This is a genomic window from Bacillus thuringiensis (genome assembly GCF_022095615.2).
GTDB lineage: Bacteria > Bacillota > Bacilli > Bacillales > Bacillaceae_G > Bacillus_A > Bacillus_A cereus_AG.
On record NZ_CP155559.1, the window covers coordinates 488,881 to 506,029 of the forward strand.

A 17,149-nucleotide genomic window follows, 5' to 3' on the forward strand; every position below is an offset into this window, starting at 1 on the left:
GACTTATATATGTTATTTACTGAAGAATTGCGTAACCATGTTGGGGAGCTAGTGCAAGTTGTGACGGCGGTTGAAATTGTTGCGGGTATTCTGTTATCTGTGACAGATGGGGCGGTAAGTGTTCGTACTTCTCCTTCTTATGGACCACCGGAAGATGTAGTTGTGCGTACACCTATTATTGCTTATGTTCGCTTGGAAGGGTAAGAGTGATACAAATATGAGAGTATCAGTTGTTATTCCAGCGCATAATGAAGCGAGTACTTTATCACAAGTTTTAGTAGAAGTGGAGAAGCTCGAACCTTATGAAATTATCGTAGTTGATAATGGATCGACAGATGGGACAAAAGAAATAGCGTTACAACATCATTGCCATGTCATTTATTATCACTATTCTCTTGGCAATGATGTTGGACGGGCAATCGGAGCAAGAGAAGCGAAAGGTGACATCGTTTTGTTTTTAGATGGTGACATCGTCATTGATAACAAAGAGTTGCAACGTTTCATAAAAGGAATTCAACAAGGCCACCAAATTGTTGTGAATAATTTAACATGGTCCGTTTATTTAAAGATGAGACCGCATTATACGACAGTTGGCAAATGTATGTTGAATCGCTATTTGAATAAAAAGGAGCTTGTTGTTGGATCTTTAATCGCAATTCCACATGCAATGAGTAAGGAAGTTATTCAGAAATTTGGTTGGTGGAATTTAGCGGATCCAACACTATTTCAAGCGATGGCGATGTCTAGAGGAGTAGATATTGCCGATATGGCTTCGGTCGATGTCATTCATACAAATAAAGTGCGTCCTGTGCACACTGGTACATCACCCGGTTCTCCTTATCCGAAAGCGACTAGTCGTATTATGGGAGATCATTTACGTGCTTTGCAATACGTAATCGAAATATATGGTAAACGTGGTGGCTTTTCGGAAGGAAGTAGGGATAGAGGGTTTATAGGAAAGTATAAACCAGTTGTATTACAAAAGAAAAAAGCGAAATATAGTGCTATTATCCCAGTATCAGAAGAGAAAATGACTATAAGATCTGTTATACAAGAAGTAAAAAAAGCAGGTGTAGATGAAATTATAGTAGTTGCGAATGGCGCTGATATGGAGACAATTAAACAAGCAAAGCTAGAGAATGTTATCGTTATTGAATTCGGGGAAGCACTTGGTCATAATGTGGCCCGAGCGATAGGATCTATGCATGCCACGGCCGATATTTGTTTATTTGTTGATGGTGATTTTGTTATTCCGGGAAAAAAACTAATTCCATTTTTACATGCTATTGAAGATGGACATGATGTGGCATTAAATGATTTACAGTGTTTATTAGATATGTTCCATCCAGCAGATCCAATTAGCATGGGAAAATATTTTGTGAATTTGATAGCGAAACGACCAGATTTATGGAACAACTCATTAACGGCAGTACCACATGCTATGCATAAAAAGGTAATAGAGAAAATCGGATATGATTCTCTTATCATTCCACCATTAGCTCAAATGAAAGCTATTTTGGAGGGGTTCTCTATTACAGCAGTAGAATTTGTAGATGTTATAAAAACAAATCGAGTGCGCCCAGAGCAACATGGATTTGTAAATGGGCGTATTCCAGCATTTGACCGTATTTTCGGTGATCAAATTGAAGCAATTGCATATTTATTGCAATCCACAGACGAGCGCGGGAGTTTTACAGATGGAGAGCGGGATAGAAATATAATTCAACAATTGAGAAAGGAAGAAGAGAATACAGATGAATGTTAGTAGTACAGTTGCCATTATCGGATTAGGATATGTTGGCCTTCCTTTGGCAGTTCATTTTGCAGAGAAAGGACATACGGTGCTTGGATTAGATAAAGATACTAGAAAAATAGAATCAATTATAAAAGGAGAAAGCTACATTCCAGATGTTTCTTCTAAATTGTTACAAAGTTTATTGACTAAAAAAAAAATAATAGTAAATACACCGGATCAAGGTATTGCTGATTTTCAAAATAGTGATTATGTTATTGTCACTGTTCCGACTCCAATTAATGAACAAAGAGAACCAGACTTAAGTGCCCTCATTTCAGCTTCTCATTATATACAACAACACCTTCAAAAAGGACAAACCTTCATTTTCGAAAGCTCCACATATCCAGGCACGCTTGAGGAAGTTATTATTCCAATTATTTCTCAAGCAGGTCAAAAGGTAGGAGAAGATTTCTATATCGGATATTCCCCTGAGAGAATTGATCCGGCTAATAGTCACTATTCCGTTCAAACGATTCCAAAAGTTATTAGTGGACAAACAGAAAAGTGTAAACAAAAAGTACAGGAGTTGTATAGTACTACATTTGATGTAGTTGTTCCAGTTAGTTCTCCGAAAGTAGCGGAAATGTGTAAGTTATTTGAAAATATTCAGCGCCTAGTCAATATTTCATTAGTAAATGAGTTAAACACACTATGTGAAAGTTTAGGAATTGATTTTTATGAGGCACTTGAAGCTGCATCTACAAAACCGTTTGGATTTACCCCATATTGGCCAGGGCCAGGGATAGGGGGACACTGCATTCCGGTAGACCCTTTATATTTTCAATGGAGAATAAAAAAGAATGGAGCAATTAGTCAATTAATTGAGGCGGCACATGTAATTAATGAAGAAATGCCAGAGAAAATAGTCCGGAAAGTAAAAGGCATGGTGCAATCGCCTGCATCAGTTTTAATTGTAGGAATTGCGTATAAGAAAGATGTAAATGACTTAAGAGAATCACCAGCGTTGCCAATTATTGAATTGTTAATAGAAGAAGGATATGAGATAGAATATCATGATCCATATATTTCTTCTGCAAAATTTGGAGATAAGGTGTACCAATCTGTTTCTTTGGATGAACAAGTCATGAAACAAGCGGGTTGTATTTTAATTTTAACTGATCACTCTAATATCGATTGGAAGCTTTTTAAAGGAATGAAGCGAGTAATAGATACACGTGGAATTGTAAAGAAGGTGAGTGTATGAGTAAGAAATGTTTAATTACAGGTGGAGCAGGATTCATTGGATCGCATCTAGCTGAAGAATTGGTAAAAAGAGGTTATGGGGTCACAATTGTTGATAACTTCTATAAAGGAAAAAACAAATATCATGATGAGTTAATGAAAGAAATTCGGGTTATTCCAATAAGCGTTTTAGATAAAAGTTCAATTTATGAATTAGTAAATCAACATGATGTAGTTTTTCATTTAGCAGCAATTTTAGGTGTGAAAACGACAATGGAAAAGAGTATAGAGCTTATTGAAACGAATTTTGATGGAACGAGAAACATTTTACAAGCAGCGCTAAAAGGAAAGAAGAAAGTAGTTTTTGCGTCTACTTCAGAAGTATATGGTAAGGCAAAGCCACCCTTCTCTGAAGAGGGGGATCGATTATACGGGGCTACTTCTAAAATACGTTGGAGTTATGCAATTTGTAAAACGTTAGAAGAAACATTATGTTTAGGATACGCTTTAGAAGGTTTACCTGTAACGATTGTTCGTTATTTTAATATTTATGGTCCAAGAGCGAAAGATGGTCCGTATGCAGGGGTAATTCCACGATTTATCAGTGCGGCACTGCAAGGAGAAGACATTCTCGTATATGGAGATGGAAAGCAGACACGTTGCTTTACGTATGTAAGTGATGCGGTAGAGGCAACGATTCGAGCGATGGATGAGAAGGTAAATGGTGAGATTATTAATATAGGTTCTGAGAACGAAAAGAGTATAAAACAAGTAGCAGAAGTAATTAAAAAGCTAACGAAATCTTCTTCAAAGATTGTCCAAGTTCCTTTCGAAGAGGTATACCCACATGGCTTTGAAGAAATTCCAAATAGAAGACCAGATGTAACGAAATTAAAAGAACTTGTGCAGTTTCAAGCGATAGTAACGTGGGAACAAGGATTGAAAGAAACTATTAAATGGTTTCGTGAAGAAAACAATGGCTAAGTCGCTATCAATTATTATACCTGTATGTAATGAAGCGGATATGATTTCAGACGTTATTCAATCGGTAAAAGGATTAAATCCAGTAGAGATCATTGTAGTAGCAAACGGTTGTAACGATGGCACAGAAGAGGTTGCCAGTTGTTTAGGGTGTAAAGTAATCGAGTATACAGAGCTACTCGGGAACGATGTTGGACGTGCGGTCGGCGCAAAACACGCGATAGGTGATGTACTACTATTTATAGATGGAGATTTTGCTATTCAAACTTCAAAATTACAATTATTCCTGAATCCAATTTTACATGATCAGGCCGACATCGTTTTAAATAATTTGGACGCACTATTTTTAAAGAAACAAAAACCGCACTCCGTGACAGTATGGCGCCAAATATTAAATGCAATGTTAGAGCGTGAAGAGTTAAAAATTGATTCTTTATTATCTGTACCTCATGCGTTGACGAAAGAAGTTGTTCAAAGCATTGGATATGAATGTTTTGTTAATCCTATTGTAGCTCATTTACGCCTAGTACAAAGCAAATGGAGAATTAGTCGTCATTGTGCAATTGATGTTATTACGCCGAATAAATTTCGGCCAACTGAGCATGCTGCGTATGGAACGGGTCTTTCTCAATCTGAAAAACGGATGATAGGTGATCATATAGAAGCTGTAGCGGAACGAATAGTAGGCAGTGATGAGCGCGGAGGATATTATGATGGAAATAGGAAAAGAGACAGTGTCTATCATACTTTAAGTTTCGAAGATTTTTATCAAGGATGGGGCGTTACATCCAAATTGTATAAAGGAAAGCAATTATCGGTCATTATTCCTGTACAAGATGAAGAGAAAACAATTGGAAACGTTATAGAAGAGCTTCGCAAAATTGAACCTTTTGAAATTATCGTTGTTGTAAATGGTTCGTCTGATCAAACAGAAACGATTGCAAAAGACAAGGGAGCAACAACAATTGTATATAAAGAAGCACTTGGAAACGATGTGGGGCGTTCACTTGGCACTTATTTTGCAAAAGGAGAAATTGTATTATTTATAGACGGTGATTTTGTTATTCCAGCTAATGAGCTATATCCATTTGCAAAAGCTATTGCAGATGGAATGGATGTCGCATTAAATGATCTAAATCATTATTTAGATTTAAGAGTACCGCTTCATCTTGTAACTGCATTTAAATATGCATTAAATTTAGCTTGTGATAGAAAAGATCTAGGAGTAGGCTCACTTATTGCTGTACCTAATGCATTTAGCAATAAGTGTTTGAAGGAAATCGGTTATAGATCTTTACTGTCACCTTGTGTAGCTCAAGTGAAAGCTATTCTGTCAGGATTCGAGATTGCATGTGTAAGTCGTGTAGAGGTAGATAAGATGAATCGCATTCGTCCCAGTGAACATTTTGCAAAAATAGGTCATCCTCCAGCTGTCTTGCGAATTATAGGTGATCATATAGAAGGATTAGAGCAATTAATTATATTGGAAGGCAGTCGTGGTGGATTCTATGATGGGAATAGAAAAAGAGATGTTTTAGAGTAGTAACAAAAAAAGTGTACAACATATGTACACTTTTTTGTTCTGTTATAAAAACTATAACAGATTAGGAGATAAGAGTATTACAGCTCTACAATGGGTATTGTTCTTATATTACAAAATAGGACTCGTATATAAGGATACCAAAAAAATACAATTAAGGAAAGGGTTAATTATAAAGACTTTTAAGCGAAGTTAACACTATGCATATAGTAGTTTGCTCAACGTTTCACAAACATGTCACAACTATTTCGTTCACTTTAGCCAAAAAGTAGTATTCTAAGTGTGTAAGCTGTTATATAAAAAATCTTAGTCCTGTACTAATCAAAAATGGAGGAGATTAGGATGACTCAAGTATTAGAAAATGTTAAAAACGCATGGGAAAACTTTAAAGGTGAAAAATGGAAAGCAGAGATTGATGTTCGCGATTTCATTTTAAATAATGTAAACGTTTTCGAAGGAGATGAATCTTTCTTAGCGGGAGCAACTGAAGCAACGAAACAACTTTGGGATCAAGTAATGGATTTAACAACGAAAGAACGTGAAAACGGTGGCGTTCTTGATATGGATACAAAAATTGTTTCTTCTATTACATCACATGAACCAGGATATTTAAATAAAGATATTGAAAAAGTAGTCGGTTTCCAAACTGAAAAACCATTTAAACGTTCTTTACAACCATATGGTGGTATTCGTATGGCGGAACAAGCTTGTGAATCTTATGGATACGAAATGGATAAAGAACTTAGCAGTATTTTCAGAGACTGGAGAAAAACTCATAATCAAGGTGTATTTGATGCATACACACCAGAAATGAAAGCGGCTCGTAGATCAGGTGTAATTACTGGTCTTCCGGATGCATACGGACGTGGACGTATTATCGGTGACTACCGACGCGTAGCATTATATGGCATTGATCATTTAATTGAAGTGAAAAAAGCTGATTTGAATTTAACTGGCGGTGTAATGAGCGAAGATACAATGCGTTTACGCGAAGAGTTATCTGAGCAAATGCGTGCACTTCAAGAGTTAAAGCAAATGGCCGCTTCTCATGGCTTTGATATTTCTAAGCCTGCCACAAACGCGCAAGAAGCATTCCAATGGTTATACTTCGCATATCTTGCAGCAATTAAAGAGCAAAACGGAGCTGCGATGAGTCTTGGACGTACTTCTACATTCTTAGATATTTATATTGAAAGAGATTTAGCAAATGGTACTTTAACAGAAGAAGAAGTACAAGAAATTGTGGATCACTTCATTATGAAATTGCGTCTTGTGAAATTTGCAAGAACACCTGATTATAATGAATTATTCTCTGGTGACCCAACTTGGGTAACTGAGTCTATCGGTGGTATGGCATTAGATGGTCGTCCATTAGTAACAAAGAACTCATTCCGTTTCTTGCATACATTAGATAATTTAGGACCAGCTCCAGAACCAAACTTAACAGTTCTTTGGTCTAAACAATTACCACAGAACTTCAAAAACTACTGTGCGAAAATGTCTATTAAAACATCAGCAATTCAATATGAAAATGATGACATTATGCGTGCTGACTACGGCGATGACTACGGAATTGCTTGTTGTGTATCTGCAATGAGAATTGGTAAACAAATGCAGTTCTTCGGCGCACGTGCAAACTTAGCAAAAGCATTACTATATGCGATTAACGGTGGTAAAGATGAAAAATCTAAAGCACAAGTTGGTCCTGAGTACGCACCTATTACTTCTGAAGTATTAGATTATGAAGAAGTTATGCATAAGTTTGATATGACAATGGAATGGTTAGCAGGTCTATATTTAAACACATTAAATGTTATTCATTACATGCATGATAAATATAGCTACGAACGTATTGAAATGGCACTTCATGATACAAATGTTCTTCGTACAATGGCAACAGGTATCGCGGGTCTATCTGTAGTAGCAGACTCTTTAAGTGCAATTAAACACGCAAAAGTAAAACCAATTCGTGATGAAAACGGTATTGCAGTTGACTTTGAAATCGAAGGAGATTTCCCTAAATACGGTAATAATGATGATCGTGTAGATGAAATCGCTGTAAATCTTGTAAAAACATTTATGAATAAACTGCGTAAACATAAAACATATAGAAATTCTGTTCATACAATGTCGATCTTAACAATCACATCTAACGTTGTATATGGTAAGAAAACTGGTAACACTCCAGATGGTCGCCGTACTGGAGAACCATTTGCACCAGGTGCGAATCCAATGCATGGTCGCGATACAAAAGGTGCGTTAGCTTCATTATTATCTGTAGCTAAATTACCATATGAAGATGCACAAGATGGTATTTCTAATACATTCTCTATTATTCCAAAAGCACTTGGTAAAGAAGATGATGTACAAGTACGTAACTTAGTATCAATGCTTGATGGTTACGCAGTAAAAGAAGGCCATCACTTAAATATTAACGTATTTAATCGTGAAACATTAATGGATGCGATGGAACATCCTGAGAAATATCCACAATTAACAATTCGCGTATCTGGTTACGCTGTAAACTTTATTAAATTAACTCGTGAACAACAAATCGATGTAATTAATCGTACAATGCATGAAAGTATGTAAGTGAAAAAGTGTTCCTCTGCTTTATATAAATAGCAGAGGGAGGCTGCTTCAATAAAGGAGGAAGTAACATGGTAAAAGGAAGAATTCATTCTGTAGAGTCTTGTGGTACTGTTGATGGCCCAGGAATTCGTTATGTCATATTTACACAAGGGTGTTTATTACGTTGTCAATATTGTCATAATGCTGATACGTGGGAGATCGGTAAAGGAAACGAAATAACAGTTGAAGAAGTAATGCAGGATGTGACATGTTACCTTCCTTTTATTGAAGCTTCTAGAGGCGGTATAACAGTTAGTGGTGGTGAACCATTATTACAGCTAGATTTCTTAATTGAATTATTTAAGAAATGTAAGGAAGTTGGAATCCATACAACAATTGATTCCTCGGGTGGTTGTTATTCTGAAGAACCAGAATTCCAAAATAAGCTAGATACTTTAATGGATTACACAGATTTAGTTTTATTGGATTTGAAACATATTGATTCAAAGAAACATCGTAAATTAACAGGGAGACCAAATGAACATATTTTACAATTTGCTCGTTATTTATCGGATAAAAATAAACCGATTTGGGTAAGACACGTATTAGTTCCTGGTATTACGGATAATGAAGAGGATCTACAAAAATTATCTAGCTTTATTCAAAGTCTATCTAATGTTCAGAAAGTTGAAGTGCTACCGTACCATAAGCTTGGTGTATATAAATGGGAAGCACTTGGACATAAGTATCCACTTGCGAATGTAGAACCACCTACTGAAAAAAATGTAGAACAAGCAAGACATATTTTACAAGCAGTCTAATCCAAATATTGGGTTAGGCTTTTTGCTTTCTTTACAATAAAACCTAGAGTATGTATATAGAAAAGAGTATACTGAAAATAGAATATCCATATTTTTGTAAGGAATAAGTGGAGAAATTTACATAATTGTAAAGGGAAATCAAAATAGTAAAAAGAATTAAGAAGTAAAAGAGTGAGTATCATGGAATAGAGAACATTTGTAAGTTATTGCGAAAGCTCTTATAGGAAAGTATAATGTAAAGATATGAGCACAGATAGGATTAAGGGGTCAATCTTATATGCTTTGCATATCCACGACAGGTACATAGCTGAAAGAGAAGTATTAGAATCTGTTTATGTAATTTTTAAGGAAAATGTTTTTCCTATTGTCGTATATGCAATATGGAGAAACAATAAGCTAGGAGTGGATTTGTTTGATAAAAAACCCCAAGGTTTTAATATTAACTGCACATTACGGTAATGGTCATGTGCAAGTAGCGAAAACATTAGAACAAACATTTCGCCAAAAAGGAATTGAAGATGTAATTGTATGCGATTTGTTCGGAGAATCACATCCAGTTATAACCGATATTACAAAATATTTATATTTAAAAAGTTATACAATAGGAAAAGAATTATATCGCTTGTTTTATTATGGCGTAGAAAAAATTTATGATAAAAAAATAGCATCTTGGTATGCGAACTTTGGAAGAAAACGTTTGAAATTACTTTTACAAGTAGAGAAACCGGATATTGTTATTAATACTTTTCCGATCATAGCTGTACCAGAGTTAAAAAAGCAAACAGGTATTTCAATTCCTGTGTATAACGTATTAACGGATTTTTGTGTGCACAAAATATGGATTCATCGGGAAGTAGATCGTTATTTTGTAGCAACTGATCACGTAAAAAAAATTATGATTGATATTGGTGTGCCCGCGGAGCAAATTGTTGAAACTGGAATTCCGATTCGTAGTAGTTTTGAGCTGAAGATCAATCCAGACATTATATATAATAAATATCAGTTATGTAAGAATAAAAAGATTTTACTAATTGTAGCAGGTGCTCATGGGGTATTAGGAAGTGTAAAAGAACTATGCCAATCATTTATGTCAGTACCTGATTTACAAGTAGTTGTCGTTTGTGGGAAAAATGAAGCGTTAAAACAGGATTTATTAGGGGTTCAGGAAAAAAATCCTGATGCATTAAAAGTATTTGGTTATGTTGAAAATATCGATGAATTATTCCGTGTTACTTCTTGTATGATTACGAAGCCGGGCGGTATTACGTTAAGTGAAGCGGCAGCATTGCAAGTACCTGTCATTTTATATAAGCCTGTTCCAGGACAAGAAAATGAAAATGCGATGTACTTTGAAAGAAAAGGAGCTGCAGTTGTCATTCGTGATGATAGTGAGGTTTTTGCAAAGACAGAGGCGTTATTACAAGATGATATGAAGCTTCTTCAAATGAAAGAAGCGATGAAAAGCATTTATCGTCCGGAGCCAGCTGGTCATATTGTGGATACAATTTTGGCAGAAAATCATGTAGAGCCGAATCATATACCTATTAAATCACCTGCTCTTGCACAATTATTTACTTAATATGAAACCCTCTTTTATATGTTTAAAGAGGGTTCTTTATTGTTTTATAAGATAAAGTAGTAACTTATCCACATGAAGATTACGCTTTCATTGAACAGTAAAGTCAAAATATTAACAACTATATCCACATTGTCCACAATTTTTAGAAAACTATCCACAATTCTAACATTTACTATGCGTTACAACATATAAACTTGTGAAGGGTTCGTTTAATTTATTCACAATTCTATAAATTGTGTGGATAACGTTATCCACACAAAAAAGGTTCCTTATTTATAAGGAACCTTTTTTGTCTATTCTATCACGTAGAAAAAATATGTAATGAGAATGAATAATTAGGGGGGAAAACTTCTAATTATTCATTCTCACTTTAAATACTTTTCGAGCGATAACCCGCTGCGCGATCTGCTTTGCGAAATTCTCGTTGGTAGAGAACCTCTTGTGTACTAGATAATGTATTTTTTGCTTTGTCACGTTTCTTTTTATCCATTACAAATCACCTCGTGTCCTAAAGTCACTATCTATCGTTTCCAAAGACATGGGGTGATATACGTATATGGCAAAATGTTAATGATTAATTATTTTTTCTAAAAATTTAGATTATGCTTCTTTTAATTGGTGAGCATCTTGGAACGTTGTATCTCGCATTGTAGCAAGTGTATATTGATCTTTTGGAATTTCATATAAGTTATATACTTCTTCATTTGCGTTAATTTCATCATAAACGGCTTTTCTTGTTTCGTTTGCTAGATTTACATATTGTAGTTTTTCGGCAGCTTTAATAGAACGAATATTTATTTTACGAATACGCATAAATATTGTTTCAATATCTAATTCATAGAAAAGTTCGCTAAAAAATGAATCTTTCGCCAATTTATTATAGCCTTTTCCATGATATGGTTTGCCAAGCCATGTTCCAAGAAACCCGGCTTTTTCTTGCACATCAAATAAAGTAATTGTTCCGATAGGGTTACCCCATTCATCTAAAATTGTGCGTGAAATTAATTCCCCACGCTCTTCAGCTTCAATCGTTTGTTTCGTTAAAAATAAATACTCCTCATAAGAATAAGCCTTTTGACGCACAAAAGGGAAGACAGCTGGGTCCACCATTAACTCGTATAGAACGTGGCTGTCGTGTAAGTCGCGTTTTTTCAACATACTAACTCCTCCTCACACGAGGGTAGCATGACGAAAAAACACCCCACCCTCGAAATTTTTATATCAATCTTTAAAAAATTTCGGGGTGGGAATCGAACCCACTAGAACCAGTGTCTAACGCTGGTGGCGCACCATTTGCCTTCCCCATTCATCAATTTGAAAATGATAATCACGACACAAATTGATTATGGTTTCATTCAGTTTATAATCGTATAATACTTTATCTAGTCAAAAAAATAAACTAGTTTTTTTTATTTTTTTTGTAAATTATTTTTCCATCAATCATGGTTAGTACAGGCTTGGCTAAATAATGGAAAGGATGATGAGTCCATAACACGAGATCGGCGTCTTTTCCAACCTCAATGCTTCCAATTCTATCCTCTAAACGTAAATTTCGTGCTGGAAATATAGTGATTCCTTCTAGTGCAGTTTTTTCGTCTAATCCTTCTCTTACTGCGACAGCAGCACAAACATTTAAATATTGAATTGGGGTATAAGGGTGATCTGTTGTTATAGAAACTTCCACTCCATTTTTCGATAATATATGGTAAGTATCCCATGTTTTGTTTTTAAGTTCGATTTTAGAACGGCGTGTAAGAGTGGGGCCAACTGAAACCTTCAAATTGTGTTTCGAAAGCTCTTCAACAATAAAGTGTCCTTCTGTACAATGTTCAATACGTAAATCGAGATTGAACTCTGTTGCAAAGCGTAGAGCAGAACTAATATCATCTGCTCGGTGAGCGTGGATACGTACAGGTATTTCGCGGCGTAATGCTTTTAAGATAGGAAGCATTCGAAAATCAGCTTCATGTCCGTAGTGCTGTGCTTCATAGAATGATTCCCGAAGTAACCCCATAATTCCCATACGTGTTATGGATTCTTTTGTTCCATTACTATGGACCTTTTTAGGATTTTCTCCAAAGGCAATCTTTAAGCCGGCAGGTTCTTGAATAATCATATGATCAATACAAGTTCCAGCTGTTTTTATTACACAAGTAGTACCACCGATAATGTTTTGACTTCCTGGCATAACGTGAACAGTTGTGATTCCGTTTTGTACAGCATCTTGAAATGCAATATCAAAAGGATGGATTCCGTCTAAAGAACGGATATGTGGTGTTGAAACTTCAGATGTTTCATTTGCGTCATTGCCAGCCCAACCAGTACCTTCATCATAGAGACCAAGATGAGTATGGACATCAATAAATCCAGGTAAAAGATGAAGAGCACGAGCGTCTATAACTGTCATATCTTGAGTAGGTTGAATGGAAGGCTTGACCTCGGCAATTCTTTCTCCTATAACGAGTACATCCCCTTGAAATTTTTGGGATGTAATAGGATAGACGATGGCTTGTTTGAGCAATATTTTCATAGGTACCTCATTTCTGTTACTTTACAATGTTAATGGAATTTAAGGGAAAGTAACTGAAAGATTATTTGTGTAATAATGCTCCGGATTCTAGAAAATGAAAGTTTTGAAAGGGGACCCTGTAAAACTGTGTTTTAGAAGTACTACATTGTATGCGAAAGTATATTTTGTAATGCATGGTCTATTGTCGGAAATGTGTATTGATATCCATGTTCAATTGCTTTACTAGGTAATACACGTTGTCCTTCTAGTACAAGTATACTCATCTCACCCAATAAAGTGTGAAGCATAAATGAAGGGACAGGTAACCAATGAGGTTTTTTCATTATAGTTGCAATGGTTTCTCCAAATTCCTTCATTCTTATAGGCAGGGGGGCTGTGATGTTAAAAGGTCCATCAATTTCTTCTTTGTGTATGATGAAATCAATCAGGCGAACGACATCGTCAATATGAATCCATGATAACCATTGGTTTCCAGATCCAATTGTACCTCCGATATAGAATTGATAGGGGAGTAGCATTTTTGGAAGAGCTCCTCCATCTGCGCCTAATACAACTCCAAGTCTTGCGTAGATTGTTCGCATTCCAAGAGAGCGTGCTTTAGATGCTTCTTGTTCCCATGAATATACTGTATTTGCTAAAAAGTCATTTCCAGGAATTTCATGCTGTTCTGTAAAAGACTCAGTTTCAGACGTTCCATAGTATCCAATAGCACTTGCGTTAATAAATGTATTTGGCTTTGTACCAAGTGTTTGCAATTGTTTAATGAGTCCTTTTGTTGTTTGAATTCTACTATTTAAAATGGATTCCTTTTGTTTCTTTGTCCATCTACTATTAATAGACTCTCCAGCTAGATTAATAACTACATCGATAGAAGAGAGGGGGAAGGTTTGTAAATCTGGTGTCCATTGTACATATTGAAGGTTAGGCGATGAAGTTTCAGTAGTTTTGTTTCGAGTAAGAATGTAAACATTATATCCTTTTTGAATAAAAAAAGTAGAAAGGTATTTACCGATAAAGCCGGTACCACCAGAAATTGCGATTCTCACAATTAGTTCCTCCTCATTATATATATTCTTGAAAAGCAAAAACGTTCCTTGACTATGTTAAAATAATAGAGAGGTGAGAGTATGGCTGTCATTACAAAAATAGAAGTGCAAAAACGATCAAAAGAACGGTTTAATATTTATATTGATAAAGGTCAAGGTGAAGAGTACGGATTTAGTGTGGATCAAGTAATCTTAATGAAACATGGATTACAAAAAGGGTTAGAAATTGATGAAATAGCGTTAGGAAATATTTTATACAATGAAGAGGTACAAAAAGCATATTTACAAGCAATTTCCTATCTATCCTATCAAATGAGAACAAAAAAAGAAGTAGAAGACTATTTACGAAAAAAAGAAGTGGGACAGGCCGTCATCTCTGAAGTCGTTTCGAAATTATTACATGATCGATATATTAATGATAAAGAGTACGCTGTTTTATATACGCGAACGCAAAGTAATGTGAATCGAAAGGGTCCAACTGTTATTAAAAGAGAGTTATTAAATAAAGGTGTTCAGGATCTAATCATTACACATAGTTTACAAGAATATCCGAAGGAAAAGCAAATTGAGAATGCTTTACTTCTTATAGAAAAGAAGAAAAGGTCTTATCAAAAGCATTCCTTTTTACAAATGAAGCTAAAGTTAGACGAAATGCTTGTTCGTAAAGGATATTCTAGAGATGTGATTCAAATTTGTTTGGAAGAATTGAAAGACGAAAAAGATGACGAACAGCAACAAGAAGCGTTACACTATCATGGGAATAAATATTATGAGAAATATAAGAAATATGATGGATGGACATTCGAAAATAAGATGAAACAAGCGTTATATCGCAAAGGGTTCTCTATTGATGAGATAGAGATATTTTTGCAGATGAAACGTGAAGAGGGATGAGGGAATAAGATGAATATGCCAAAGCGCTACAGTGAAATGACACCACATGAGCTAAGGGAAGAAATTGGGGTTTTGAAAGAGCAAGCAATAAAGGCAGAGCAACTTGGTGTTGTAAATGAGTTCGATGTATTAATGCGAAAGATGGCAATGGCTCGTGCTTATATGACTGATATAAACAAATTTCATATTGGTGAGACATATGAATTAGTAGAAGAACCTGGTATATTATTTGAAATTACGTATTTCAACGGGGTATTTGCTTGGGGACATAAGCAAAATAATAATGAAGAGATTGGAATACCGATTTCTTTATTGCAAGAAAAATGAAAACCAGAGAGCGAATATCTCTCTGGTTTTCATCTTTGGTAGGCGTTACAGGAGATAGGAGATTCTAAAATTGGCGTTTTTTACATTCATTCGCCAGTATAATGAGAGACTGGGTTTGTTGCGTCTGTCCGTTAACTTGCGCTTTTGCATGTTTCGGACGAGTCCACGTATGGTTAAATAATTCAGAACGACTATCTAAGCGATCACGGTAGCTCATCTTTATCACCTCGTGTAGGAAGTTAATTTTTTAGGTTGTACCTGTACTATTCTTCCTGCTGATTTGCAGCACGCATACGTTCTTGTGGGTGCGTGTTAATTGTGCCGTTAGGTCGTTTCGAAGCGAAGCGTGATTTCGCTTTCGGCTGACCATCGATTTTGCTGTTGTTTTTTGACTCAGACCAAAATTCGGCTTGTTTACCCATTGCGAACGCCCTCCTCATCATCAGTTGATACCTCTTTAAGAAGTATCACTTATAGAATGTGCAAAATAGAAGAAACTATCCTTTAGAAATTAAGGGAATAAATAGGTAAAAGGAGAATAGAACATGAATGATATTCACGAAACATTAACAAAAGAATTATTAGACAAAAATGACAAACTTTCTTACGCACAAGCTCGTGCGTGGGTTGAATTATTGTGGGAAGACTTTCAAACAACTTATGCTAAATCAGGTCGTTATCAAGGTGATGAAATGACTGAACAAGTGGTACGAACATGGATTAATAATCATGGAGGTCGCCTCCATGAAATGCGTACAAATAATCCGAAATATAGCCATTTAATCAATCAAGAAGATCATTTGAAACATTAAAAAAAGCGACTTAAGTCGCTTTTTTTAATGTGGAAGTAATTCCAGTTTTTTTCGAAGTTTTTCTTCACTAAAAATCCATCCTGTATAGGAATTAATAATATTTAAATTGTGGTCGAGTTGAACGATTGCAACGAATGGATAATAATCTTTACTGCGATAGCGCAAATCAATGAAGCGAACTTCGTAATAATGATCATAATCGAAAATGTCCCAGCGATACACAGGGGAGAAAGATAGAAATGCTGAGATGTTTTCATCTTGTTTAGCTGCGCGCATAATAGCGTTATCTGGGAACGGTACCCGGTCGAACTTATCATATATCATGATGTTACCACGATGCCATCTAGCAACGTAGTAATAATCAGTTGTAACGATTGCTAAATGATAATGATAAAATCTGTAAGAAGGGGAAATGATTATTTTCTCCACATGATTGAAACGTTTATATACGACGCTACGTATGTTTCTATGCATCATAATCCGTCCGATATAGTAAATAATCATCAATATATACGCCGCTAAGGCAGTATACCCTTTATGGGAACCTACAAGCATACAAGCAATCGCGAGTAGGTGGATAAAGAAAATGACGGTATCAAATGTATTAATGATGCCGAGCGCTACCCATTTTTTTGTGAAGGGACGTAATGCCTGGGTACCATAGGCATTGAAAATATCTACAAAGACATGAAGAAAGACTGCAATAAATGACCAAAGTAGTAGATGCAAATATGGAGCGTCTGAAAAGAAGGCGAAAGAGATGCCACTTATAAGGAATGACCAAAGAATCACTGCAGGAATGGAATGAGTAATCCCGCGATGATTTCTTATATATTTAGCGTTATTACGCAATTTTAAAACTGTATCGATGTCAGGAATATTGGAACCGGCAATTGCAGCAAGCATAACTGCTTGTGGCCCAATATCACTTTGTGCTATGGCTGGATCTAACGTGGCCAAACTGCCTAGAGTAACGCCCATAACAAGGTGAGTGGCTGTGTCCATAGAAATCCACCTCCGTTTTTTATTAATGTAACTCTTTTTATTCGATACCTCAAGTCCTTTGCCTTC

General features: G+C 35.7%; 18 protein-coding genes. 11 read left to right on the forward strand and 7 right to left on the reverse strand.

From position 1 onward, the window contains the following. Positions 1-9: 9 nt before the first annotated feature. The 8 genes from KZZ19_RS02510 (at position 10) to KZZ19_RS02545 (ending at position 10,469) form a co-directional block, all read left to right on the forward strand. The gene (locus tag KZZ19_RS02510) at positions 10-204 is read left to right on the forward strand and encodes a hypothetical protein (protein WP_000899482.1); all 195 of its coding nucleotides are present in this window, start codon (positions 10-12) and stop codon (positions 202-204) included. Then, complete coding sequence (locus KZZ19_RS02515; protein ID WP_432442722.1) at positions 185-1,765, forward strand: glycosyltransferase family 2 protein; 1,581 nt, start codon at positions 185-187, stop codon at positions 1,763-1,765. Before KZZ19_RS02510 ends, KZZ19_RS02515 begins: the two co-directional genes overlap by 20 nt. Then, positions 1,755-2,999 carry a nucleotide sugar dehydrogenase gene (locus KZZ19_RS02520; RefSeq protein WP_237982173.1) on the forward strand — a complete coding sequence of 415 codons (1,245 nt, stop codon included), beginning with the start codon at positions 1,755-1,757 and terminating at the stop codon, positions 2,997-2,999. The genes KZZ19_RS02515 and KZZ19_RS02520 overlap by 11 nt, the downstream gene beginning before the upstream one ends. Further along, entirely contained in the window at positions 2,996-3,961 is a 966-nt protein-coding gene (locus KZZ19_RS02525; RefSeq protein WP_237982172.1) for an NAD-dependent epimerase/dehydratase family protein, read from the forward strand. Before KZZ19_RS02520 ends, KZZ19_RS02525 begins: the two co-directional genes overlap by 4 nt. Further along, on the forward strand, positions 3,954-5,501 hold the full coding sequence (locus tag KZZ19_RS02530; RefSeq protein WP_237982171.1) for a glycosyltransferase family 2 protein: 1,548 nt from the start codon (positions 3,954-3,956) through the stop codon (positions 5,499-5,501). The genes KZZ19_RS02525 and KZZ19_RS02530 overlap by 8 nt, the downstream gene beginning before the upstream one ends. Before the next feature lie 339 nt (positions 5,502-5,840). Beyond that, a complete protein-coding gene (pflB, locus tag KZZ19_RS02535; protein ID WP_237982170.1) occupies positions 5,841-8,090 on the forward strand; it encodes a formate C-acetyltransferase in 2,250 nt (749 codons plus the stop codon). A gap of 68 nt (positions 8,091-8,158) precedes the next feature. Next, positions 8,159-8,890 carry a pyruvate formate-lyase-activating protein gene (gene pflA, locus KZZ19_RS02540; RefSeq protein WP_237982169.1) on the forward strand — a complete coding sequence of 244 codons (732 nt, stop codon included), beginning with the start codon at positions 8,159-8,161 and terminating at the stop codon, positions 8,888-8,890. Positions 8,891-9,302: 412 nt separating this feature from the next. After that, positions 9,303-10,469 carry a diglucosyl diacylglycerol synthase gene (locus KZZ19_RS02545; RefSeq protein ID WP_237982168.1) on the forward strand — a complete coding sequence of 389 codons (1,167 nt, stop codon included), beginning with the start codon at positions 9,303-9,305 and terminating at the stop codon, positions 10,467-10,469. Positions 10,470-10,839: 370 nt separating this feature from the next. Here KZZ19_RS02545 and KZZ19_RS02550 read toward each other — a convergent pair whose 3' ends face one another. From KZZ19_RS02550 to KZZ19_RS02565, 4 genes are all read right to left on the reverse strand, one after another. Continuing rightward, positions 10,840-10,959, reverse strand: coding sequence for a YfhE family protein (locus KZZ19_RS02550; RefSeq protein WP_000358484.1), 120 nt, complete (start codon positions 10,957-10,959; stop codon positions 10,840-10,842). 110 nt (positions 10,960-11,069) lie between these two features. Further along, the gene (locus tag KZZ19_RS02555) at positions 11,070-11,627 is read right to left on the reverse strand and encodes a GNAT family N-acetyltransferase (protein ID WP_000914737.1); all 558 of its coding nucleotides are present in this window, start codon (positions 11,625-11,627) and stop codon (positions 11,070-11,072) included. 241 nt (positions 11,628-11,868) lie between these two features. Beyond that, positions 11,869-12,999: an amidohydrolase gene (locus KZZ19_RS02560; RefSeq protein ID WP_000698308.1), complete on the reverse strand. Its 1,131-nt coding sequence runs from the start codon at positions 12,997-12,999 to the stop codon at positions 11,869-11,871. Positions 13,000-13,139: 140 nt separating this feature from the next. Continuing rightward, a complete protein-coding gene (locus KZZ19_RS02565) occupies positions 13,140-14,045 on the reverse strand; it encodes a TIGR01777 family oxidoreductase (protein WP_237982167.1) in 906 nt (301 codons plus the stop codon). A gap of 81 nt (positions 14,046-14,126) precedes the next feature. On the opposite strand from KZZ19_RS02565, the gene recX reads away from it, so the two are divergent. Both recX and KZZ19_RS02575 read left to right on the forward strand, forming a co-directional pair. Beyond that, positions 14,127-14,939: a recombination regulator RecX gene (gene recX, locus KZZ19_RS02570; RefSeq protein WP_000268506.1), complete on the forward strand. Its 813-nt coding sequence runs from the start codon at positions 14,127-14,129 to the stop codon at positions 14,937-14,939. A gap of 9 nt (positions 14,940-14,948) precedes the next feature. Then, a complete protein-coding gene (locus KZZ19_RS02575; RefSeq protein WP_088095043.1) occupies positions 14,949-15,266 on the forward strand; it encodes a YfhH family protein in 318 nt (105 codons plus the stop codon). Positions 15,267-15,330: 64 nt separating this feature from the next. On the opposite strand, the gene KZZ19_RS02580 is transcribed toward KZZ19_RS02575, so the two are convergent. Together KZZ19_RS02580 and KZZ19_RS02585 are read right to left on the reverse strand one after the other, a co-directional pair. Beyond that, positions 15,331-15,483 carry a YpzG family protein gene (locus tag KZZ19_RS02580; protein ID WP_000122093.1) on the reverse strand — a complete coding sequence of 51 codons (153 nt, stop codon included), beginning with the start codon at positions 15,481-15,483 and terminating at the stop codon, positions 15,331-15,333. Positions 15,484-15,529: 46 nt separating this feature from the next. Beyond that, positions 15,530-15,688, reverse strand: a complete 159-nt coding sequence (locus KZZ19_RS02585) for a small, acid-soluble spore protein K (RefSeq protein ID WP_000517891.1) — start codon at positions 15,686-15,688, stop codon at positions 15,530-15,532. A 123-nt stretch (positions 15,689-15,811) separates the two neighbouring features. On the opposite strand from KZZ19_RS02585, the gene KZZ19_RS02590 reads away from it, so the two are divergent. Continuing rightward, positions 15,812-16,078 (forward strand): YfhJ family protein, encoded by a 267-nt coding sequence (locus KZZ19_RS02590; protein WP_000997857.1) that lies wholly within the window; start codon positions 15,812-15,814, stop codon positions 16,076-16,078. 24 nt (positions 16,079-16,102) lie between these two features. On the opposite strand, the gene KZZ19_RS02595 is transcribed toward KZZ19_RS02590, so the two are convergent. Further along, positions 16,103-17,083 (reverse strand): metal-dependent hydrolase, encoded by a 981-nt coding sequence (locus KZZ19_RS02595; protein ID WP_088095044.1) that lies wholly within the window; start codon positions 17,081-17,083, stop codon positions 16,103-16,105. Between the last annotated feature and the right edge of the window lie 66 nt (positions 17,084-17,149).